The sequence below is a fragment of the Oerskovia turbata genome, assembly GCF_000718325.1.
In the GTDB taxonomy this organism is placed as follows: Bacteria; Actinomycetota; Actinomycetes; order Actinomycetales; family Cellulomonadaceae; genus Oerskovia; species Oerskovia turbata.
The window spans coordinates 249,879-270,855 of sequence record NZ_JOFV01000006.1 but is presented as its reverse complement, the minus strand read 5'-3'; the positions used below and the strand labels follow the sequence as shown (position 1 = coordinate 270,855).

General features: G+C 72.8%; 23 protein-coding genes. 14 read left to right on the top strand and 9 right to left on the bottom strand.

All coding sequences use genetic code 11. From position 1 onward, the window contains the following. Nucleotides 1-58: 58 nt before the first annotated feature. From IE95_RS0108605 to IE95_RS0108595, 3 genes are all read left to right on the top strand, one after another. Nucleotides 59-2,377: a YhgE/Pip domain-containing protein gene (locus IE95_RS0108605; RefSeq protein ID WP_030151215.1), complete on the top strand. Its 2,319-nt coding sequence runs from the start codon at nucleotides 59-61 to the stop codon at nucleotides 2,375-2,377. A gap of 22 nt (nucleotides 2,378-2,399) precedes the next feature. Beyond that, complete coding sequence (locus IE95_RS0108600) at nucleotides 2,400-3,095, top strand: TetR/AcrR family transcriptional regulator (RefSeq protein ID WP_084689983.1); 696 nt, start codon at nucleotides 2,400-2,402, stop codon at nucleotides 3,093-3,095. A gap of 166 nt (nucleotides 3,096-3,261) precedes the next feature. Continuing rightward, nucleotides 3,262-3,765: a hypothetical protein gene (locus tag IE95_RS0108595; protein WP_129429528.1), complete on the top strand. Its 504-nt coding sequence runs from the start codon at nucleotides 3,262-3,264 to the stop codon at nucleotides 3,763-3,765. A gap of 53 nt (nucleotides 3,766-3,818) precedes the next feature. On the opposite strand, the gene IE95_RS0108590 is transcribed toward IE95_RS0108595, so the two are convergent. Next, entirely contained in the window at nucleotides 3,819-4,556 is a 738-nt protein-coding gene (locus IE95_RS0108590; RefSeq protein ID WP_030151212.1) for an MIP/aquaporin family protein, read from the bottom strand. 96 nt (nucleotides 4,557-4,652) lie between these two features. Here IE95_RS0108590 and IE95_RS0108585 point away from each other — a divergent pair, with 96 nt between their 5' ends. Continuing rightward, on the top strand, nucleotides 4,653-5,162 hold the full coding sequence (locus IE95_RS0108585; protein ID WP_129429527.1) for a hypothetical protein: 510 nt from the start codon (nucleotides 4,653-4,655) through the stop codon (nucleotides 5,160-5,162). 215 nt (nucleotides 5,163-5,377) lie between these two features. Continuing rightward, nucleotides 5,378-7,111: a M20/M25/M40 family metallo-hydrolase gene (locus tag IE95_RS0108580; protein ID WP_240666366.1), complete on the top strand. Its 1,734-nt coding sequence runs from the start codon at nucleotides 5,378-5,380 to the stop codon at nucleotides 7,109-7,111. Nucleotides 7,112-7,194: 83 nt separating this feature from the next. On the opposite strand, the gene IE95_RS0108575 is transcribed toward IE95_RS0108580, so the two are convergent. Next, nucleotides 7,195-8,718, bottom strand: a complete 1,524-nt coding sequence (locus IE95_RS0108575) for an APC family permease (RefSeq protein WP_030151209.1) — start codon at nucleotides 8,716-8,718, stop codon at nucleotides 7,195-7,197. 237 nt (nucleotides 8,719-8,955) lie between these two features. Here IE95_RS0108575 and IE95_RS0108570 point away from each other — a divergent pair, with 237 nt between their 5' ends. Continuing rightward, nucleotides 8,956-9,651 carry an MOSC domain-containing protein gene (locus IE95_RS0108570; protein WP_051702906.1) on the top strand — a complete coding sequence of 232 codons (696 nt, stop codon included), beginning with the start codon at nucleotides 8,956-8,958 and terminating at the stop codon, nucleotides 9,649-9,651. Nucleotides 9,652-9,690: 39 nt separating this feature from the next. Here IE95_RS0108570 and IE95_RS0108565 read toward each other — a convergent pair whose 3' ends face one another. Beyond that, entirely contained in the window at nucleotides 9,691-10,215 is a 525-nt protein-coding gene (locus IE95_RS0108565; RefSeq protein WP_030151207.1) for a PH domain-containing protein, read from the bottom strand. A gap of 18 nt (nucleotides 10,216-10,233) precedes the next feature. Next, nucleotides 10,234-10,893, bottom strand: a complete 660-nt coding sequence (locus IE95_RS0108560) for a histidine phosphatase family protein (RefSeq protein WP_051702905.1) — start codon at nucleotides 10,891-10,893, stop codon at nucleotides 10,234-10,236. A gap of 215 nt (nucleotides 10,894-11,108) precedes the next feature. On the opposite strand from IE95_RS0108560, the gene IE95_RS0108555 reads away from it, so the two are divergent. Further along, nucleotides 11,109-11,303, top strand: coding sequence for a hypothetical protein (locus tag IE95_RS0108555; RefSeq protein WP_129429526.1), 195 nt, complete (start codon nucleotides 11,109-11,111; stop codon nucleotides 11,301-11,303). A gap of 344 nt (nucleotides 11,304-11,647) precedes the next feature. Here the strand turns inward: IE95_RS0108555 and IE95_RS0108545 are convergent, their stop codons facing one another. Further along, on the bottom strand, nucleotides 11,648-13,456 hold the full coding sequence (locus IE95_RS0108545; protein ID WP_036571507.1) for an FAD-dependent oxidoreductase: 1,809 nt from the start codon (nucleotides 13,454-13,456) through the stop codon (nucleotides 11,648-11,650). Between the two features lie 75 nt (nucleotides 13,457-13,531). Between IE95_RS0108545 and IE95_RS20390 the strand changes: the two genes are divergently transcribed. The 5 genes from IE95_RS20390 (at nucleotide 13,532) to IE95_RS0108515 (ending at nucleotide 16,302) form a co-directional block, all read left to right on the top strand. Continuing rightward, complete coding sequence (locus tag IE95_RS20390) at nucleotides 13,532-13,705, top strand: hypothetical protein (protein ID WP_129429525.1); 174 nt, start codon at nucleotides 13,532-13,534, stop codon at nucleotides 13,703-13,705. 169 nt (nucleotides 13,706-13,874) lie between these two features. Beyond that, complete coding sequence (locus IE95_RS0108530; protein WP_030151203.1) at nucleotides 13,875-14,342, top strand: hypothetical protein; 468 nt, start codon at nucleotides 13,875-13,877, stop codon at nucleotides 14,340-14,342. Nucleotides 14,343-14,353: 11 nt separating this feature from the next. Next, nucleotides 14,354-14,614, top strand: a complete 261-nt coding sequence (locus IE95_RS0108525; protein WP_030151202.1) for a metal-sensitive transcriptional regulator — start codon at nucleotides 14,354-14,356, stop codon at nucleotides 14,612-14,614. Nucleotides 14,615-14,793: 179 nt separating this feature from the next. Beyond that, entirely contained in the window at nucleotides 14,794-15,582 is a 789-nt protein-coding gene (locus IE95_RS0108520) for an SDR family oxidoreductase (protein ID WP_051702931.1), read from the top strand. Between the two features lie 111 nt (nucleotides 15,583-15,693). Further along, complete coding sequence (locus IE95_RS0108515; protein WP_030151200.1) at nucleotides 15,694-16,302, top strand: DinB family protein; 609 nt, start codon at nucleotides 15,694-15,696, stop codon at nucleotides 16,300-16,302. Between the two features lie 102 nt (nucleotides 16,303-16,404). Here IE95_RS0108515 and IE95_RS0108510 read toward each other — a convergent pair whose 3' ends face one another. Further along, on the bottom strand, nucleotides 16,405-16,677 hold the full coding sequence (locus tag IE95_RS0108510) for a hypothetical protein (RefSeq protein WP_030151199.1): 273 nt from the start codon (nucleotides 16,675-16,677) through the stop codon (nucleotides 16,405-16,407). A 145-nt stretch (nucleotides 16,678-16,822) separates the two neighbouring features. Here IE95_RS0108510 and IE95_RS0108505 point away from each other — a divergent pair, with 145 nt between their 5' ends. Together IE95_RS0108505 and IE95_RS20385 are read left to right on the top strand one after the other, a co-directional pair. Then, nucleotides 16,823-17,494 carry a DsbA family oxidoreductase gene (locus tag IE95_RS0108505; RefSeq protein WP_030151198.1) on the top strand — a complete coding sequence of 224 codons (672 nt, stop codon included), beginning with the start codon at nucleotides 16,823-16,825 and terminating at the stop codon, nucleotides 17,492-17,494. A 217-nt stretch (nucleotides 17,495-17,711) separates the two neighbouring features. Further along, a complete protein-coding gene (locus IE95_RS20385) occupies nucleotides 17,712-17,870 on the top strand; it encodes a hypothetical protein (protein WP_157283418.1) in 159 nt (52 codons plus the stop codon). 102 nt (nucleotides 17,871-17,972) lie between these two features. On the opposite strand, the gene IE95_RS0108495 is transcribed toward IE95_RS20385, so the two are convergent. From IE95_RS0108495 to IE95_RS0108485, 3 genes are read right to left on the bottom strand one after another with little or no spacing between them, the layout of a single operon-like run. Continuing rightward, entirely contained in the window at nucleotides 17,973-18,833 is an 861-nt protein-coding gene (locus tag IE95_RS0108495; protein ID WP_084689982.1) for an ABC transporter ATP-binding protein, read from the bottom strand. A 2-nt stretch (nucleotides 18,834-18,835) separates the two neighbouring features. Beyond that, nucleotides 18,836-19,915 (bottom strand): FecCD family ABC transporter permease, encoded by a 1,080-nt coding sequence (locus IE95_RS0108490; protein ID WP_084689981.1) that lies wholly within the window; start codon nucleotides 19,913-19,915, stop codon nucleotides 18,836-18,838. Next, nucleotides 19,912-20,970: a FecCD family ABC transporter permease gene (locus tag IE95_RS0108485; RefSeq protein WP_030151195.1), complete on the bottom strand. Its 1,059-nt coding sequence runs from the start codon at nucleotides 20,968-20,970 to the stop codon at nucleotides 19,912-19,914. The genes IE95_RS0108490 and IE95_RS0108485 overlap by 4 nt, the downstream gene beginning before the upstream one ends. Nucleotides 20,971-20,977 lie beyond the last annotated feature (7 nt).

The window sequence follows — 20,977 nt, the reverse complement described above, 5'->3', positions numbered from 1 at the left end:
CGCGCTCCGCCGTCGGGCCCCATCCTTCGCACGAACAGAACGGAAAACACCTCTCGTGATGTCCTGGACCTCCACCGGTACGGAGCTGCGGCGGTTCCGCCGCGGCCTCCTGCCCAAGCTCGCCGTGGGCGCGATGATCTTCGTGCCCCTGCTCTACGGAGCCATGTACCTGTGGGCCTTCTGGGACCCGACCGGCAACCTCGACAAGCTCCCCGTCGCGATCGTCAACGCCGACACCGGCACCGAGGTGGACGGGGAACGCCTGGACGCGGGCGAGGAGGTCACGTCCACGCTGATCGACTCGGGCGACCTCGAGTGGGCGCGCGTCGACGCGACCGAGGCCGAGCAGGGCGTCAAGGACGGCACGTACTACTTCGCCCTCACCATCCCCGAGGGGTTCTCCGAGGGCGTCGCGAGCGCCGCGGGCGACGACCCGCAGTCCGCCCAGCTCATGGTCACGTACAACGACGCGAACTCGTTCCTCGCCACGACCCTGGGCCGCAGCGCCATGACGCAGGTCCAGGGCGCGGTGCGCGAGGAGATCGGCGCGCAGGCCGTCGACAAGGTCCTGGTGGGCCTCGGCAGCGCGCGGGACGGGTTCGCGCAGGCCTCCGACGGTGCGCTCACGCTCACCGCGGCGAGCGGCCGGCTCACCGACGGTGCGACGCAGGTCGCCGACGGCGCGACGTCCGCCGCCGACGGCGCAGGCACGCTCGCGGCCGGGATCGACCGCCTCGCCGACGGCGCAGGGTCCGCGGTGGCGGGCGCCGGACAGCTCGCGACCGGTGCGGGAGCCCTGTCCCAGGGCGCGTCGTCGGCGAGCGCGGGAGCCTCGAAGCTCGCCGCCGGTGCGTCCTCCGCGGCCGACGGCGCCTCTGCGCTCGCGGCCGGTGCGGCCACGACGCAGTCGGGCATGGTCCAGCTCGCCGACGGCTCGCAGCAGCTCGTCGGGGGCTTCACGGCCCCCGACGGGCTCGTGGCCGGGGCGGACAAGGCCGCCGCGGGCGCCCAGCAGGTGTCCGACGGCGTCGCGCAGGTCCAAGGACAGGTCACCTCGCTCACGGGCAGCATCCCCACGCTCCGCGCGCTGCTCCAGCAGAACGCCGCGACGCTCGGCGCCTCCGCCGACCCCCGGGCGCAGGCGCTCGCGGCCGCGAACCAGCAGGCCCTCGGCCAGCTCCCCTCGGACGCCGAGCTCGCCCAGAGCGCAGCCGGGCTCCAGACCCTCGCCGACGGCTCGAAGCAGGTCGCGGCCGGGCTGCCCGCCCTCTCGACCGGCCTCAAGACGGCCTCGGCCGCAGCGGCACAGATCGACGCGCAGCTCCACCCCGGGTCGGGCACGGCGACCGTCCGCGACGGCGTCGACGGCGTGGCCGCCGGTGCCGCGAACCTGAGCAGCGGCCTCACGACCCTGCGCGGCGGGGCCTCGGACCTCGCGGCCGGCAACGCGTCGCTCGCGACCGGGGCGGGCACGCTCGCCGCCGGCACCTCGTCCCTCTACTCGGGCGCCCAGCAGCTCGCCGACGGTGCACAGTCCGCCGCGGCCGGCGCCGGGGCGCTCGCCGACGGCACCAGCACCCTGGCCGACGGCGCCACGCAGGTCGCCGACGGCGGGGCCCAGCTCACCGACGGCACCCAGACCCTGACCGACAAGCTCGCCGAGGGGTCCGAGGCGATCCCCGACGACGGCACCGCCCTGCGCGAGCAGCGCGCCGACGTCATCGCGGCCCCCGTGACCGTCGCGGACCACGACCTGGCCGAGGCCGAGGGCTTCGGCGAAGGATTCGCACCGTTCTTCATCCCGCTGGCCCTGTTCGTGGGGGCGCTCATCACGTGGCTGCTCATGCGTCCGCTGCCCTCGCGGGCCCTCGCGACGCCCGCCTCGGGTCTGCGGACCACGCTCGCCGGGTTCCTGCCCGCGCTGTGCATCGGGTTCGCGCAGGTCGCCGTGATGCTCGCCGTCATCCACTGGGGCGTGGGCCTCGACATGACGCACGCGCTCGGGACGCTCGCGTTCACGACGCTGGTCGCCGCGACGTTCCTCGCGCTCCAGCAGGCGCTCATGGCACTGCTCGGCCCGGCCGCGGGCAAGGTCGCGATCCTGGCGCTGCTCATGCTCCAGCTCGCGTCCTCGGGCGGCACCTACCCCGTGCAGACCACGCCTGCGTTCTTCCAGGCCATCCACCCGCTGCTGCCCATGAGCTACGCGGTCGACGGGCTGCGGCAGACCATCACGGGCGGCGTCGACGGACGGCTCTGGTTCGCGGTGGTCTACCTCGGTGTGCTGCTGCTAGCGTCGCTCGCGATCAGCGCCTGGCGGGCGGGCCGCATGCGCACCTGGACCCTCGACCGCCTGCACCCGGCGCTCGAGATCTGACGACGAAGAGGCTGGACGAACGATGACGACGACCGAGGCGGACCCGACGGCGGACGGACCGGGCGCCGTCGGGCCCCACGAGCCCGGCGCCACCGGGGAGCCCGCTGAGCCCAGCGGGGCGACCACGTCCGGCGGTCCCAACGGGACCCGGCGCGAGCAGGCCTTCGCGGCCCGCCGCGCCGGGACCCGGCAGCAGATCATCGACGCGGCCGTGAGCCTCATCGCCGACCAGGGCTTCACCGCCACGTCGGTCGAGGACATCGCGGCCGCCGCGGGCGTGGCCAAGGGCAGCGTCTACTACAACTTCGGGTCCAAGTCCGACGTGTTCGAGGCCGCGCTCACGGGCGGGCTCGAACGCCTGACCCTCACGCTCTCCGAGGCCCGCGCAGGGCTGCGGGGCAAGGAGGCGCTCGCGGCGCTCATCGCGTCGCTGCTCGAGCAGATCAGTGCTCACCCCGACTTCGCGAAGCTCCTCGCGGCCGAGGTCTTCCGGGTCGGGCGCGAGTGGCAGGAGACAGTCGGGCACATCCGTGCGCGCGTCATCGAGTTCTACGCGGCCGCGCTGCGCGAGGAACGCCCCGGGGCGGACGTGTCGTTGCTCGCGGCGTCGGTGTTCGGGGCCACGCTCGTCGCCGGGCTCGAATGGCTCGTGTTCCAGCCCGAGCGCGAGTTCGACGAGGTCCTGGCCGCGGTGCTCGAGCTGGTCACGGACCTCTGAGCGCGGTTCGCGCCCGCCGAGGGTGACGGGCCCACCCGCCGAGGGTGACGCTCCGTCCCGCCGAGGGTGACGGCCGGCAGGCCGTGCGGGCGAAGTTCTCCGCAGTGACCGCCAGGCGCTAGATTCTCGGTGCGCCACCGTCGGCGCCCGGCGCAAGGAGTGCTGCATGGTCAGGAAGTTCAACCGACCCCCCAACTGGCCGGTACCGCCCCAGGGATGGAAGCCCCCGCGCGGCTGGGAGCCGGACCCCGCATGGGGCCCGCCGCCGTCCGGGTGGGTCCTGTACACGCGCGCCCCGATGCCGGTCTGGGGGTGGTGGCTGATCGCCGTGGGCGTCGTGCTGCTCCTCGTCCTGTGGTCCGTGGTCCAGAAGCTGCTCGGCCTCGGGCCGCTCACGTGCGAGAAGGCGATCGACGAGGTCGTCGCCATGACCGCGGAGGAGCCGGCGTCCGGTCAGATCGTCGACATCACCGACGCGTCGTTCCTCGAGGACCGCCAGGACGAGCTCGACGCCGGCACGTTCACGGTCGCCGCCGGCCAGGAGACCGACGAGGTCCTGGTCTGCCGCGGGGCCGGGGAGTGGGCCGACGGCTCCTACGGGGCCGTCGAGTTCGGTTACACGGCCGACGCCGCGGGGAACCTGTACTCGTACCTCGCGCCCGTGGGCTGACCCGGGCGGCCCGACGGCGGGACGCACGCTCCGCCGTCGGGCCCCTGCACGGCTCAGCCCAGGAGCAGCTTCCAGCCGCCCACCCCGATGACCCCCGCGAGGAGCGGCGCCACGACGGGCACCCACGCGTAGCCCCAGTCGGAGCGGCCCTTGATCTTGAGCGGCAGGAGCGCGTGCACGATGCGCGGACCGAGGTCACGGGCCGGGTTGAGCGCCGGCCCGGTCGGCCCGCCGAGGCCCGCGACGAGCCCCCACACCAGGAAGCCGAGCGCGAGGTGCGCGAGCCCGGGCTCGGTCGTCGTCAGGGGTGAGCCGATGATCGCGAGCGCGCACGAGAACAGGATGACGGAGCCGAGCAGCTCGTTCGCGAACCCGTTGACGCGGCTGCGGGCCGCATTGACGGTCGAGAAGGTCGCGAGCACGTCGTCGGTGTTCGTGGTGCGGTCGTAGTACGGCTTGTGGGTCGCGACGATCGCGAGCTGCCCTGCCATGGCCCCGAGCATCTGCGCGACCACGTACGGCGCGACGTCGGCCCACGGGAACAGGCCCCACGTCGCGAGCCCGATCGTGAACGCCGGGTTGATGTGGTTCCCGCTGATCCCGCCGAACATCAGCGCCGGGATCATGACGCCGAACCCGTAGCCCATCGCGATGAGGCTCCAACCGCCGCCGTACCCCTTGGACCCCTTGAGATGTACGTTCGCGACCGTGCCGTTGCCGAGGATGATGAGAATCGCCGTGCCGATGAACTCGCACGCGGCACGCACCGCCAGGGAGTAGTCCGGATCCATGCGCACACCCTACCAGGGGTGGGCTGTGGGCGGGCGGCGCGACACCCCGCGAGACGGGCCTCGCGCGATCCCCGGGGATCGGGGACACTGCCCGTCATGGAGCATGAGGCTCAGGCGGGTCCCGGGACGCGGCAGGCCCGACGGCGTCGCTCGCCGCGGACTGTCGTCGCACCACCGGTCGTGGTCGCCGCAGCGGGCGTGCTGACCGTGCTGCTCGCTGCCTGCGTGGCCGGGACCGGGAGCGAGACGTGCGTGAGCTGGGCGTCCTTCGCGGACGACGCGGCCCGGACCGAGCAGGCCGACCTCGTGGTCGACGCGACCGTCGTCGAGCAGGCCGGGACCCGCTCGATGTTCGGTGCCGAGGCGAACGTGTGGTCGGTCGACGTCGGGTCGGTCGCGAAGGGAGATGCGGAGCCGGGCGAACGCCTGGAGGTCGTCTCGACGCCCCCGACGTGCTCGAGTGCGACGTACCCCGAGGGTGACCCGCTCGACGCCGACGGCGAGGTGCGCCTGTACCTCAAGGACGCCGAGTCGTTCCATCTCCCCGGGTCCGGCGACGGGTGGGCGCTCATCACCCCGCTCGACGGGGTCGGGTCGGTCCCGTAGTCCTGGGAGGGTGTCGCCGTCACCCTCGGCGGGTCAGCCCGTCACCCTCGGCGGGTCAGCCCGTCACCCTCGGCGGGTCAGCCCGTCACCCTCGGCGGGCTCCCGTTCCTGTGTCGCGTCCCGCACCTTGCCCGTACGCTCGCGACAACCGAACTCCCGCAGCGTCGCGTCGAGTGTGCGGTCTGCTGCTGGGAGACCAGTGGAGGAGAACGAGTGTGAGAACACGTCCGATCGTCCCGTCCGTCGCCGCGCTGAGCCTGGGGCTCGCCGCGGTGTTCGTCCCGCCGGCCGCCGCCGCGCCGCCGGCACCACCCGCCCCGCTCGAGGACCACGTCACGGGCGCGGCCGTCATGGAGCACCTCGAGCAGTTCCAGGCCATCGCGGACGCCAACGGCGGCAACCGCGCCCTGGAGACCCCGGGGTACGAGGCGAGCGCCGCGTACGTCGAGCAGGTCCTGACCGACGCCGGGTACACGCCCGAGCGCCAGTACTTCACGTTCGAGGACCTCGTGACCGACGAGCTGTCGCTCACGGCCGGCGGGGTCGCGGTCACGCAGAGCGTCTTCCCCGCGGAGTTCGCGCCCGACACCCCGCCGGAAGGCGTCACGGGTCCGGTCGTCCAGCCGGCCGACGCCCTCAGGCAGGGCTGCACGGCCGACGCGTGGACCGGGGTCGCGGCCACGGGCGGCGTCGCCCTGGTCAGCCGAGGGGCCTGCAACTTCTCGCTCAAGGTCCAGCATGCTGCCGCTGCGGGGGCGGCGGCCGTCATCATCTACAACAACACGGCGGGCCCCATCAGCCCGACGCTCGGTGCGCCCAGCGACGCGTGGGTGCCCACGGTCGGCATCACGCAGGCCGACGGCCAGGCGATCATCGCCGGGGTCGCGGGCGGGCAGACGAGCGCGACCTACGTGCTCCAGACGTCGACCGTCCAGCACGAGACGTTCAACGTCATCGCGGAGACGAGCACGGGCCGGTCGGACAACGTCGTCATGCTCGGCGCGCACCTCGACGGGGTGCCGGAGGGGCCGGGCATCAACGACAACGGGTCGGGCTCGGCCGCGATCCTCGAGACCGCGGTCCAGCTCGCGGAGCACGGCGGCCCGCTCGACAACCAGGTGCGCTTCGCCTGGTGGGGCGCCGAGGAGGTGGGGCTGCTGGGGTCGACGCACTACGTCGACGACCTCGTCGCGAACGACCCGGCAGCGCTCGACCAGATCGCGACGTACCTGAACTTCGACATGGTGGGCTCGCCCAACTACGTGATCGGGGTCTACGACGCCGACGAGTCGACGTATCCGGCGCCGGTCGAGGTCCCGCCGGGCTCCCCGGAGACGGAGGACGTCTTCACGGACTACTTCGACTCGATCGGGCAGGCGTGGGTCGACTCGGAGTTCTCGGGCCGTTCGGACTACCAGGCGTTCATCGCGAACGGCGTCCCGGCGTCTGGCCTGTTCACGGGTGCCGACGATGTCAAGACCGAGGCCGAGGTCGCTCTGTTCGGCGGCACGGCGGGGATCTGGCAGGACCCGAACTACCACTCGGCGGACGACGACATCGACAACGTCGACCCGGTTGCGCTCGACATCACGTCCAAGGCGATCGCGCACGCCACGGCGTCGCTCGCGGCGGACACGTCGGCGATCAACGGTGTGGTCTCGCCCGTCGACCCCGAGCTGACGGGGCTCTCGGCGTCCGCACGCTGCACGGGCGGCGTGGCGTCGCTCTCGGTCGTCGCGACGAACGGCGAGGACCGCCCGCTCGACGTGCGCATCACGACGCCGTTCGGCGAGAAGACCTTCGACCAGGTCAACCCGGACAAGATCGCGCAGCAGAAGTTCAGCACCCGGTCCGGTGCGCTCGCGGCGGGCAGCGTGACCGTCAGGGCGTGGGACGAGGCAGGCTCGCAGGAGACCTACACGCTCCCGTACGCGGCCCTGACCTGCTGACCTGGCCGTGAGACCGCGGTCGCCGAGGTAGAGGCCTCCCGTCGAGGTAGAGGGTTCCGGCCCTCTACCTCGACGAAACACCTCTACCTCGGCGTCATGCCCGGCGGGTCGGCAGCGGCCTCCGCCTCGCGCGCCGCGACGTTGCGCTTCGAGAGCAGGCTGTGCCGGTAGCCGAACGACGCGTAGATCACGAGCCCGACCGCGACCCACACGAGGAACCGCAGCCACGTGAGCGTCGTCAGGTTCGTCATGAGCCACAGGCACGCGACACCCGAGAAGATGGGCAGCACGGGGGACCAGGGGACGCGGAAGCCGCGCTCGATGTCGGGTCGCGTGCGGCGCAGGATCGGGATGCCGAAGCTCACGAGCACGAACGCCGACAGCGTCCCGATGTTGATCATCTCCTCGAGCAGCTCGACCTGCGCGAGCCCCGCGATGAGCGCGACCACGAGGCCCGTCCCCACCTGGAGGCGGACCGGGGTGTGGAACCGGTGCGAGGTCCTGGAGACGCCCCGCGGCAGCAGGCCGTCGCGGCTCATCGAGAACATGACGCGCGTGAGGCCCAGGAGCAGGACCATGATGACGGTCGTCAGACCGACGAGGATGCCGACCGAGATGACCTTCCCGGCCCAGTCGGCGCCCACGAGGATGAACGCAGTGGTCAGCGAGGGGTCGTCCGAGGCGGCGAGGTCGGTGTACGAGACCATGCCCGTGACGACGAGCGTCACCAGGATGTACAGGACCGTGACGACCGCGAGGCCGCTCAGGATGCCCTTCGGGATGGTCTTCTGCGGGTTCTTGGCCTCCTCGGCCGTGGTCGCGACGACGTCGAACCCGATGAACGCGAAGAACACGAGCGCCGCGCCCGCGAGCAGGCCCATGACGCCGTACGTCGTCGGTTCGAGGCCCGTGAGGAAGGCGAACAACGGCTGCTCGAGGGCCGTCTTCTCGGGCGCGGGCTGCGACGGCGGGATGAACGGCGTGTAGTTCTCGGCCTTGACGTAGAAGAAGCCCACGACGATCACGAACAGCGTGATCGCGACCTTGATGATGGTGAACACGCTGTTGATGCGGCTGCTGAGCTTGGTCCCGATCGCGAGGAGCGTCGTGAAGACAGCGACGATGAACACGGGCCCCCACTCGAGGTCGACCGGGCCGATCGGGATGGACAACGGCAGGTCGACGCCGAACAGCGCGAACGCGTCGGCGAGGTAGATGCCCCAGAACTTCGCGATCACGGCCGCCGCGAGCAGCATCTCCAGGATCAGGTCCCACCCGATGATCCACGCGACGAGCTCGCCCATGGTCGCGTAGGAGAACGTGTAGGCCGAGCCTGCGATGGGCAGCGCCGAGGCGAACTCGGCGTAGCACATGACGGCGAGCGCGCACACGATCGAGGCGATCACGAACGAGATGATGACCGACGGCCCGGCGAAGTTCGCGGCGGCGGTCGCGCCGACCGAGAAGATCCCCGCGCCGACCGCGACCGCGACGCCCATGACCGCGAGGTCCCAGGCGTTGAGGTCGCGCTTGAGGGAGCGTTCCGGGTCGTCGAGCGACGCGAGGGACTCCTCGACGGACTTGAGTCGTAGTACACCTCTGGCCATCGCTCCAGTCTGTCCGCAGGGCTCGCATCACGCGCGCCGGACCGCCCGACGACGCAGCGCCGCCCGCATCACGGACGCCCCGGAGGCGCGGCCCGCCGAGGGTGACGCGCCCGCCCGCCGAGGGTGACGCGCCTGCCCGCCGACGGTGACCGCACGCACCGTCCAGGGTGACGGGACGGTCCTGCGGGTGCGCCGCCGTCGGGCCGGAGGGGCAGCACGACCTGGGAGAATCGTCCGATGACCTTCTCGACCCCCGAACCTGCCCGTCCCCACGCGCCGCTCGGCGCGGCGGGTGAGCTCCTCGCGGTGTGCCGCGTGCACGTCCTGCTGCCCGATGCCGGTGCGGTCGGCGTGACCGCGATCGACAAGCGACCCGTCGAAGGGCCTGTCAAGGTCCGACCGCTGGGTCTGTACGCCGACGTGCAGGCCGACCGCGCGCACCACGGCGGCGAGGAGCAGGCCGTGTACGCGTACTCGCAGGAGGACGCCGACCACTGGTCGGGCGAGCTCGGCTACGAGGTGACTCCCGGGCTGTTCGGGGAGAACTTCCGCACGCGTGGCGTCGCGGCGAGCGGGGCGCTGATCGGTGAGCGCTGGCAGGTGGGGACCGCGGTCCTGGAGGTCACGCAGCCGCGGACGCCGTGCTCGACGTTCGCGCGGCGCCTCGGTGAGGAGCGGTGGGTCAAACGGTTCACCGACGCGAACCGCACGGGGGCGTACCTGCGGGTCGTGACGCCGGGCGAGGTGCGGGCCGGTGACGTGGTCGAGGTCGTGTCGCGGCCGTCGCACGGCGTGAGCATCGCGGACTGGTTCGGGGCACGCGTCGCGGGGACGACGGTCGAGGTGTCGGAGCGCCTGCTCGACGCCGAGGCTGCGGGCGAGGTCCGGCTGTCGGCCGAGGTGCGCGAGCGGGCCGAGCGGGCCGTGCGCTGACGCTGAGTGCGTGATCCGGCGGCGACGGGCCAGGACGGGTCAGGCGCGTCGCGGCTCGCTCGGGGGCCACTCGCCGTCGTCCGAGCCGTCGTCGGCCGCGAACAGCAGCTCGTGGAGCTGGACCTGGACCTCCTCGACGCGTGGGACGTCGGGCAGGGTCATGCCGGGCTTGGCCGTCGCGTCCGAGATGATGAGCGTCCCGCAGCCGAGCATGCGGTCGACCAGGTCCTTCTCGTACGTGACGTCGTTGATGCGGTAGAGGGGGATGTCGCGGCCCGTGCGCGTGAGGATGCCGGTGCGCGTCGACAGGCGCTTGGTCGTCACGGTGTACTGGGTGGTCAGCCAGCGCAGGTGCGGCACGACGACCCACACGAACGCCGCGACCGCCGCCACACCGAGCGTGCCCCACAGGATCACGGGGTGCTCGGGCGAGAACCAGAGGATCGCCGTCGCCGCGGCCACGATCAGGACCAGGACGAGGATCGGCAGGAACAGGGCCTTGGGGTGGGTCCGCAGCTCCATGACGACGGTCTCGCCCTCGGCGAGGTTCTTGTTGACGCTCATGGGGAGCATCGTGCCACCTCAGGGGGGTGTCGCGGCACGGTGTCCCGGTCGGTCCGTCGGCAGGTTCCAGCCCTCGACCGTGCGCAGGCCGTGCCCGTGGCCGAGCAGGCTGATGCTCGCGGTGCCCAGCTCGAACCGGGCGGCGGTCGCGGGGTCCAGCCCGAGCCAGACCGCGGCGAGCACGCGCAGCAGGTGACCGTGCGCGACGAGCAGCACGTCGCCGCCGTCGTGGAGCACGGGCTCGACGCGCTGCACGACGGCGTGCGCCCGGTCCGCGACGTCGTCGAGCGTCTCGCCGGGCCGGGTCCCCGGCTCGCCCGGGGTGCCTTGTGCGCGGGGCACGACGTGCACGCCGTCACGGAAGATCAGCCAGTCGTGGCCGATCTCCCGGCTCACGTCGTCGGCGGTGCGGCCTTCGACGGGGCCGTAGTCCCACTCGGCGAGGCGGGGTTCGACGGTCGCGTCGGGGTGCCCGGCGAGCTCGGCGGTCCGCCGGGCGCGCAGCAGGGGGCTGCACAGCGTGAGGGTGAACGTGCGTCCGGCGAGGAACGCCCCGGCGGCGCGCGCCTGTTCCTCACCGTGCGGGGTCAGGGGGATGTCGCTCGTGCCGGTGTGCTGACCGGTGCGGCTCCACGCGGTCTCGCCGTGGCGCAGGAGCACGAGCTGGGGTTCGGGCATGGTGTCCTCCGGGGTCGGGTTGCTGTTCCGAGCATCTCCCAGGCCCGACGGCGGAGCACGCGCTGGGTGTCCGTCGCGCCGTGCGGGCGGGGTGTCCGAGGGCGGGCCGGCCGGTGTCGGAGGTCCTGCAGCGCCGGCCGCACGGGTGTTCGTGGGCCGGTGTGACCGAGTCGGGGCTCGTCGCGGGGCGGGGTCTGCCCATAGGCTCGTCCGTCATGACCACCTACTCGATCCTGACGGCGACCGCTGCGCTGCGAGGCGAACCGTTCGAGGCCGAGACCGACGAGGCGGCGCTCGACGTCGTCCGGTCACGCAAGCGGAGCGGGAACCTGCCGCTCACGTCGTTCTCGTTGCAGACCTCGGACGACCGCACGGTGGCGTCGTGGACCGGGGCGCACGAGGTCGTCTGACCCGCTGACGACCCGGCGGGCAGGGCGCCTGACGGGGTGTCAGGCGACGCCGTCGATCCCGACGATCGACAGGAAGACCACGAGGGACCCGAGCAGCACGACGGCGACACCGACCGAGATCAGCAGGATGGTGCGGGGGCGGACGGGCATGGGGCTCCTGCCGGGGTCGGGGTGGCGCACCGGTCGTCCGGGTGCGTCGGGCGAAGGTGTGGGGACCTGACCATCGTAGGCACCCGGGGCTCCGTCGCGGCGCCGGGACGGTCGGGGCGGCCGACGCGCCCGCGGCCGAGGTACCCGCGGCCGACGTGTCCGGGCGGGCGGGTCTGCCCGCCCGCCCGGACACGTCAGGTGGCGGGGGTGCCGGAGGCCGCGAGCTCGTCGGCGCGGGCCGCGCGTCGGGCGGCCGTCCCGTCGCGCCAGGTGAGGTAGCCGCCGTCGAGGTTGCGCACGTCGTAGCCGAGCTGGGCGAGCAGCCGCGCGGCGGTGTGCCCGCGCTGCCCCACCTGGCAGTGCACGACGACGGGTGCCCCGGCCGGGATCTCGGCTGCGGCGCGGTCGCGCAGCTCGTCGAGCGGGACGTTGAGTGCGGGCAGCGAGCCGGTGCCGTCCGGGCCGGGCGTGCGGCTCGCGCTCGCGGCACCGCCGGAGGCTTGCGCCACCTCGACCGTCCCGCGCGCGTGCTCGCCGGGCGTGCGGACGTCGACGACGGTCGCACCCTGCGCGACGAGCGCGTCGAGCTCGTGCCACTGGACGCTGCGGGTCTCGCCAGTGCGCAGGTTGTCGGCCACGTATCCGAGCATGTTGACGGGGTCCTTGGCCGAGCCGTACGCCGGGGCGTACGCGAGCTCGAGGTCTGCGAGGTCGGAGGCCGTGAGCCCGCCCGCGATGGCGGTGGCGAGCACGTCGATGCGCTTGTCGACGCCGTCGCGCCCGACGCCCTGGGCGCCCAGGATCTGGTCGGTCTCGGGGTCGACGAGGAGCTTGAGCGCCATCTGGGTCGCGCCGGGGTAGTAGCCGGCGTGCTGCGCGGGGTGCGTGTGGATCGCCCGGTAGGGACGTCCCTCGGCCCGGAGTCGCTTCTCGTTGCGCCCGACGCTCGCGGCTGTGAGCCCGAAGACGCCGACGACGGCCGTCCCCATCGAGGGGCGCATGCCGGTGCGGCGACCGAGGATCACGTCGGCGACGTGGCGTCCGTGCCGGTTGGCGAGGTTGGCGAGCGGGATGAGGGTCGTGGGCTCGTCGCCGGTCGCGCCGGGGTCGGAGCCGGTGGCTGCGAGCGCGTCGCGCTTGGTCGCCGCGTCACCGACGGCGTAGACGTCGGGTACGGAGGTGCGCAGGTCCTGGTCGACGAGGATGCCGCCGCGCGGTCCGACCTGGGCCCCGGCGAGGACCGCGAGCTCGACGTCGGGGCGGACGCCGATCGCGGCGACGACGAGGTCGGCCGGGACGGTGCCGCGGGGGGAGCCGTCGGACGAGGACAGGTCGGCGGTGTCGGGGCCGAGCGCGGTGACCTGCGTCGAGGTGCGCACGTGGACGCCGTGGGCCTCGAGCTCTTGCTGGACGCGGATCGCCATCTCGGGGTCGAGCGGGGCGAGGACCTGGTCGGCGAGCTCGACGAGCGTGACGTCGAGGCCTCGGTGGACGAGGTTCTCCGCGACCTCGACCCCGACGAACCCGCCGCCGATCACGACGGCCGAGCGTGCGGCCTCGGGGACGGTGCCGTCGATCGCGGCGACGATCTTGTCGACGTCGGCCACGTCGCGCAGCACGAGGGCGCGCTCAATGCCGGGGGCGGGCGGGACGATCGGTCGGGCCCCGGGGCTGAGCACGAGGCGGTCGTAGGTCTCGACGGACTCCTCGCCCGTGGTGAGGTCGTGGACGGTGACGGTGTGCGCGTCGGCGTCGACGCCCGTGACGCGGTGGCGGACGCGGACGTCGATGCGGAAGCGGGCGGCGAGCGACTCGGGGGTCTGGAGGAGGAGCGCGTCGCGGTCCTCGATGACTCCTCCCGCGTAGTAGGGCAGGCCGCAGTTGGCGAACGAGACGTGATCGCCGGCTTCGAGGACGACGATCTGGGCGTCCTCCGACAGACGGCGAAGACGGGTGGCCGCGGACATGCCTGCCGCGACGCCTCCGACGATGACGATCTTCATGGTTTCCTCCTGGGGGTCGAGAAGCACTATACCCCTGGGGGTATAGTTGGAGCACATCCACCGAGGAGGAAAAGCGTGTGTAGAGCTGTGACCTGCAAGAAGTGCGGCAAGACGACGTGGGCCGGCTGCGGCCAGCACGTCGACCAGGTCATGCGGGGCGTGCCCCGCAACGACCGTTGCGAGGGCCACGCGGCCGAGGTCAAGGCCCCTGCCCAGGGGTCCTTCCTCTCGCGTCTCTTCAAGCGCTGATCGCGACCGCGACCGCATCGACCACTTAGACCACCCAGATCACGAGGAGAACCACCATGTGCAGCCCCGCCCGCTGCGGAACCTGCCGCAAGATCACCTGGACCGGCTGCGGCATGCACGCCGACGAGGTCCTCGCCGAGTTCGAGCCCTCCGAACGCTGCACCTGCCGATGAGCCCGGCGCCCCGGAGCGCCGCACTCGACGCCCCGTCCGACGCCCCACCTCCCGTCACCGCGCAGGCGGCCGCTCCGCTGCCGGTCCAGGTGCGGCGCCCGGCCTGGGGCAGGCGGCGGCTCGTCGTCGCAGCGACCCTCGCGCCCGCCCTGCTCGTCCTGCTCGTGCAGGCGGGCGGTGGCTGGACGACCGGCGTCACACCCCTGTGGCTGGGGCTGCTCGTGGTCGTGGCCGCCGTCGGTGGCCTCACGCTCGCGAGCTACGTCCCGGCCCGGGGCGAGTCCTGGCGGGATACCCTCGGGTGCTCGCCGTGCGCCGTCGTCTCGGGCGGCACGGTGCTCGCCGCCGTGTTCCTGGTCGGCCAGGCGCCTCACCAGGTCGGGATGGTGCTGCCCGCGCTGGCTGTTGTCCTGTTCGGGCTCGTGCAGCGCACGAGCAGCACGCGCGACGTGTGTGCGCGATGAGAGGAAGAGTCATGGAGCTCGACAAGGTCGAGATGAAGAAGGTCTCGAACCGGCTCAAGCGCGCCCAGGGGCAGCTTGCCGCGGTCGTGCGGATGGTCGACGAGGGCGGCGACTGCGCCGACCTCGTCGTGCAGCTCTCCGCGGTGTCCAAGGCGCTCGACCGCGCCGGGTTCGCGATCATCGCCTCGGGCATGAAGCAGTGCCTCACGGACGACGAGAACGGCCCGGCGGACGTGCAGAAGCTCGAGAAGCTCTTCCTGTCCCTCACGTAGCCCGCCCGGCCCAGCCTCCCATCGGCACCTTCCGGCCCGACGGCGCAGCGCCGGCCGCGCTCTCGCCCTCACCGGGGGTGGTGGCCGAGCCGCGCCGCCGCCCCCTGTCGCAGGACGTGCGGTTCCCCTACTGTGACGACGAGCCGAAGCGACCGCTCGGCACGACCGAGGGGGGAGCCATGGCGCGTGCGGAGACGAACGTGGAAGCGGCGCAGGCCGACGCAGGGACGGGTGCCGGGGCGCTCGACGGACGTGTCGCACTCGTCACGGGCGGGGCCCGCGGGATCGGCGAGGGCGCCGTGCGAGCGCTGCATGCCGCAGGTGCGCACGTCGTGATCGCCGATGTCGCGGACAAGTACGGGGCGGCGCTCGCGGCCGCACTCGGTGACCTGGCCCGGTTCGTCCACCTCGACGTGAGCGACGAGACCGCGTGGGCCCGGACGGTCAAGGACGTCGTCGCCGACCTCGGTACCGTCGACGTGCTGGTCAACAACGCTGGCATCGCCAACATGGCACCGATCGAGAAGTTCACCACGGCCAGGTGGAACGCGGTTCTCGCCGTGAATCTCACGGGAGTGTTCCTCGGCTGTCGTTCGGTCGTCCCCGTCATGAAGGCGCAGGGTCGTGGCTCGATCATCAACATCTCGTCGGTCGACGGCCTGCGGGGCAGCCCCGCCGTGCACGCCTACACGGCCGCGAAGTTCGGTGTGCGAGGTCTGTCGAAGTCGCTCGCGGTCGAGCTCGGCGAGTTCGGCATCCGGGTCAACTCGGTCCACCCCGGCTACGTGCGCACCCGGATGACGTCACGCATCGATCCCGACCACCTCGACATCCCCCTGAGGCGCGCCGGTCGTGCTGCGGAGATCGCGGACACGATCGTGTTCCTCGCGAGCGACGCGTCGTCGTACACGACCGGGGCCGAGCTCGTCGTCGACGGCGGCCTGGTCGCGGGCATCCCGCGCCGCTGAGGTTCGCCCCGGGAGGCGACCGCGCATGCCCCGGGGGATGATCGCGAAGGTGAGCAGGACGCCCGCGGCGAGCGACGCCGTCGGGCAGGAGCGACCTCCCAGGAGCCATCCATGAGCGACGACGCGACCTACGGCAGCCCTGTCTTCGACTGGTCACTGCTGACCGTCCCGACCCCGCTCGCGATGGTGCGCGGGCAGCTCGGCTTCTCGTGGCTCGAGGTGCTCGGGCGGCTCGTGACGCTCGACCAGGACGAGTTCGAGTGGGAGCCCGGACCCGACGCGCTGCGCGTCGTGCGGCGTGGGGAGGAGCGCTCGCCCCGCACGCTCGGGGTCGGCGAGTGGGTCATGGAGTGGCCCGAGGGGTCGGACTCGCCGCAGCCGCGGACCATCGCGTGGCTCGTCGCGCACCTCACCGAGGCGTTCTTCGAGCGGTGGGAGTGGACGTTCGGCGACCGCATCGCCCGGCGGGACACCGTCGCGTTCTCGGGCGAGGTCGACCCCGCGATCGAAGGGTTGACGCGCTGGGTCGACCTGTGGCGCGACGGTGTCGACTCGCTGCCCGACGACGAGGTCTTCACGGTCGGGCTCGGCCAGGCGACCGAGATCGACGCCCAGGCGCCGTTCGGGCACCTCGTGCTCCACATGAACCGCGAACTCATCCACCACGGCGCCGAGATCATGGTGCTGCAGGACCTGTACCGGGCGCGGCACGCGGACTGAGTCACCCCGACGACGGCGCGCCACCCCCACGGGGCGGCGCGCCGTCGTGCTCTGCTGACGGGACCGTAGCAGTCCTCTCGGCGACGTCGCCGAGGTCGTCGGTCAGCGCCGGGCGGTGAAGCGGTACTCGCCGCCCGCGTACGTGCAGGAGCTGACGATGTACCCGCGGTTGCGCCACTCGGCGCGTCCGGCGTTGCAGCTCGCCAGCGTCGTGAAGCCACCGACGACGACCGGTGTGCTGAGGAGTGCGACCTGCCCGCTGACAGGTGCGGCCTGGCCGCTGTGGGGCGCCGCGCTCGCCGGGGCCGCAGCTCCGACCAGAGCGGTGATGCCGAGTGCTGCAGAGACGAGGGCTCCGATGACCTTGTTTCGCATGTTTTCCCCTGATTCATCCGAATGCCCCGTGGTGGGCACGCCGCAATCCTCGTCACAGGGCTGGACGGCCCGCAACCGGAGAGCCGTCGCCAGGATCACACCGCTGCGGGGAATCGCCGGCCCTCTGCCGCGGTTGAGAACGGTCATGAGCGAAAAGGTGAAGGTCGACATCTGGTCCGACGTGGCGTGCCCCTGGTGCTACGTCGGCAAGCGCCGCTTCGAGACGGCGCTGGCCGGGTTCGCGGGTCGCGACGACGCCCCCGAGGTGGAGATCGAGTACCACTCGTTCGAGCTCGCGCCGGACACCCCGGTCGACTTCGAGGGGACCGAGGTCGACTTCCTGGCCAAGCACAAGGGCATGCCCGCAGGGCAGGTCGAGCAGATGCTCGGGCAGATGACGACGGTCGCCGCCGCGGAGGGGCTCGCGTACGACTTCGACGCTCTCCAGCACACCAAGACCCTCAAGGCGCACGAGCTGCTGCACCTCGCGAAGTCGCGTGGCAAGCAGGTCGAGATGAAGGAACGCCTGCTCAAGGCGTACTTCGAGCAGGGGCGCCACGTCGGCCGCATCGACGAGCTCGTCGCGCTCGCGACCGAGGTCGGGCTCGACGCCGACGAGGTCCGCACGGCCCTCGAGAGCGGCCAGTTCGAGGACGACGTCGAGCAGGACATCGCGCAGGCCCGCGCCTACGGCATCAGCGGCGTGCCGTTCTTCGTGTTCAACGGCAAGTACGGGGTCTCGGGCGCGCAGGACCCGGCGGTCTTCACTCAGGTCCTCGACCAGGTCGTCGCGGACGCCGCGGAGTCCGTGGCCTGACGCCCCGGCTCGCCGTGGGTCCGGGGCGCCTCCACCTACCGCGTGGAATGCGACCGAGATCACAGCAGGAGCGGTAGCGAATGCGACCGAGTATCAGCCAGACTGTCGGAAACCCGCAGCGTCGCTGGTCCCGGTGGCCTCGCGGCCGTCCGCCCGTCGAGACGGCAAGCCATCCCACCACCCACGAGCATCGCAGCACGTGACATCAGGAGATCCCATGACTGACACCCAGGACACCCTCTTCCACTCGATCGCGAACCCGCGCCGTACGACGCTCATGACGGTCTCTGCCTCCGAGGCCGCCGCGCCGTTCACGATGGTCGGCAGCGACGACGCCGCGGTGTGCGTCGACGGGGTGTGCGCTCTCCCGGAGTGATCGCCGGGTCGCGGACGGGGTTGAGGCCGTTCTGGCCCGCGGAGCGGCCTCAACCCCGTTCTCGCGGCTCGGAAGGTCGGCAGCTCGGCAGCCGGAGGAGGCTCAGCCGCGGTGGTGGCGGCCCATCGGCACCAGGGTCGGCGTGCCCGTGATCGGGTCGGGGACCACGAGCGAGTCCAGGCCGAACACCTCACGCACCATCTGCGCGTCCACGACGTCGCCCGGCGTGCCCTCGGCGTGCACCCGGCCGTCGCGCATCGCGACGAGGCGGTCGGAGTAGCGGCACGCCATGTCGAGGTCGTGCAGCACCATGACGACCGTGGTCCCGCGCGACTCGTTGAGGTCCACGAGCAGGTCCAGCACGTCGATCTGGTGCGCGATGTCGAGGAACGTCGTCGGCTCGTCGAGCAGCAGCAGGTCGGTGCGCTGCGCGAGCGCCATCGCGATCCACACGCGCTGCCGTTGCCCGCCCGACAGCTCGTCCACAGACCGCTCGGCCAGGTCGAGCGTCCCGGTCGAGGCGAGCGCGTCGGCCACGGCCTCGTCGTCGTCGGCGGTCCAGCGCCGGAACCAGCCCTGGTGCGGGTAGCGGCCACGGCCCACGAGGTCAGCGACGGTGATGCCGTCGGGGGCCACGGGGCTCTGCGGCAGCAGGCCGAGCGTGGTCGCGACCTGCTTGGTGGGCATCGAGCGGATGTCCTCGCCGTCGAGCAGGACGGCGCCGCCCACGGGCTTGAGCAGGCGCGCGAGACCGCGCAGCAGCGTCGACTTGCCGCACCCGTTGGAGCCGACGATCGACGTGATCCTCCCGGCCGCGACCGTCAGGCTGAGGTCCTCGACGACGCGGCGCTCGTTGTACGCGAGCGACACGTGGTCGGCGGCGAGCGTGTGCGTCCCGGCGGTGCGCCCGACGGCGTCGCGCGCCTCGGGCGCGCCCCCGGCAGTCTCGGGGTGGTCGGTCATTCTCAGCCTCCGCGTCCGGAACGGTTGGTGCGCACGAGCAGCCACAGCAGGTAGGGGGCCCCGACGATCCCGGTGACGACGCCGACGGGCAGCGTGACGCCCGGGATCGCGAACTGTGCGACGAGGTCGGAGCCGAGCACGAGCAGCGCGCCCACGAGCGCCGCGGGCACGAGGGCGAGCCGGCCGTCGCCCAGCGTGCGGCGGGCGATGGGGGCCGCGACGAGCGCGACGAACGCGATCGGGCCCACGACCGCGACGGCCGCGCCCGCGAGCCCCACGGCCACGAGGATCAGCAGGAGCCGGGAGCGCTCGACGCGGATGCCGAGAGCGGCCGCGGCGTCGTCGCCCAGCTCGAGCGAGCGCAGCCGCGGTGCCAGGAAGGTCGTGAGCGGCACGAGCACCGCGAAGCAGACGAGCAGCGGGCCCAGCGTCGACCAGTCGGAGCGCGCGAGCGAGCCCGTGATCCACACGAGCGCGGCCTGCGCATCGCGGACGTCGCTCGTCGTGAGGACCCACGAGACCACGCTCATGCACAGGGCCGCGACGCCGATGCCGATGAGGACGAGCCGGTACCCGGCGACGCCGCCGCGCCACGCGAGGAGGTAGATCGCGACGGCCGCGACGAGCGACCCGGCGAGCACCAGCCCCGTGAGCGCGAGCCCGCTGATCCCCAGCACCACGACGCCGATGACGCCCGCGGCGCTCGCGCTCTGCGTGATCCCGATGATGTCGGGGCTCGCGAGCGGGTTGCGCACGATCGACTGGAACAGCGCGCCCGACAGGCCCAGCGCGGCCCCCACGACCAGGGCCGTCAGGAGACGGGGGAGACGCAGCTCGACGATCACGAACTGCGTGAGGACGTCGGCGCGACCCAGGACCGTGTCGAGGATGCCGGACAACGGCACGGCGGCGTCGCCCAGCGTCATCCCGACGGCAGCGAGCGCCACGAGCACGGCCGACAGACCCGTCACGAGGCGTGCCTCGCGCAGTCGCCCGCGGTGACGCGAGGCCCGGGCGACGTCGATGCCCGGGGGAGCGGCGCCGTCGGGCAGGCCGTGCGGGGCGGTGGTCGGGGCGCTCACAGCGACACCGTCTTCCCGCGCCGCACGAGCGCGATGAACAGGGGCGCACCCACGACGGCCGTGACCACGCCCACCTGGAGCTCGCCCGGCCGGGCCACGACGCGTCCGATCACGTCGCACCCGATGAGCAGCACGGGCGCCGCTACGGCCGCGTACGGCAGCACCCACCGGTAGTCCAGCCCGACGACGTAGCGCGCCACGTGCGGGACGACGAGCCCCACGAACGCCACGGGTCCGACGGCCGCGGTCGCTGCCCCGCACAGCAGGACGATCGCGACGCCCGCGGCCACACGCGTGCGGGTCACGTCCTGGCCCAGGCCGCGCGCGACGTCGTCGCCCAGGGCCAGACCGTTGAGCGAGCGCCCGAGCGCGAGCGCCAGGACCAGGCCCACGACGACGAACGGCAGCACCTGCCACACCACGGCCGAGCCGCGCGCGGCGAGCGAGCCGACCTGCCAGAAGCGCATGAGGTCGAGCGCGGCGCGGTCGACCAGGAGGACCGCGGTCACGACCGACGTGAGCGCGGCCGTGACGGCAGCCCCCGCGAGGGCGAGCTTGACCGGGGTCGCGCCCTCGCGCCCCACGCTCGCGACGCCGTAGACGACGGCCGCCGCGACCGCGGCGCCCGCGAACGCGAACCACACGTACCCGCCGACCTGCGAGACGCCGAGGAACGAGATCGCGCCGACCACGAAGAGCGAGGCCCCCGCGCTGATGCCGAGCAGGCCCGGGTCGGCGAGCGGGTTGCGCGTCAGGCCTTGCATGAGCGTGCCTGCGGCGCCGAGCGCGGCCCCCGCGACCAGGCCCACGAGCGTGCGCGGCACGCGCTTCTCGATCACCACGAGGTGGTCGGGGTTGGTCGGGTCGTAGCTCGTGAGGGCGTCCATGACGACGCGCAGCGGCAGGGCGTTGGCCCCGACCGCGAGGCTCAGCGCGCACACCGCAGAGAGCGCGACGAGCAGCAGCACGAGCCCGACGACGAGACGCCGAGCACGGGCCGGGCGACGAGAGGTCGCCCGGCCCGTGCCGGCGTCGGTGCTGTGGGTCGTGCTCATGAGTGGT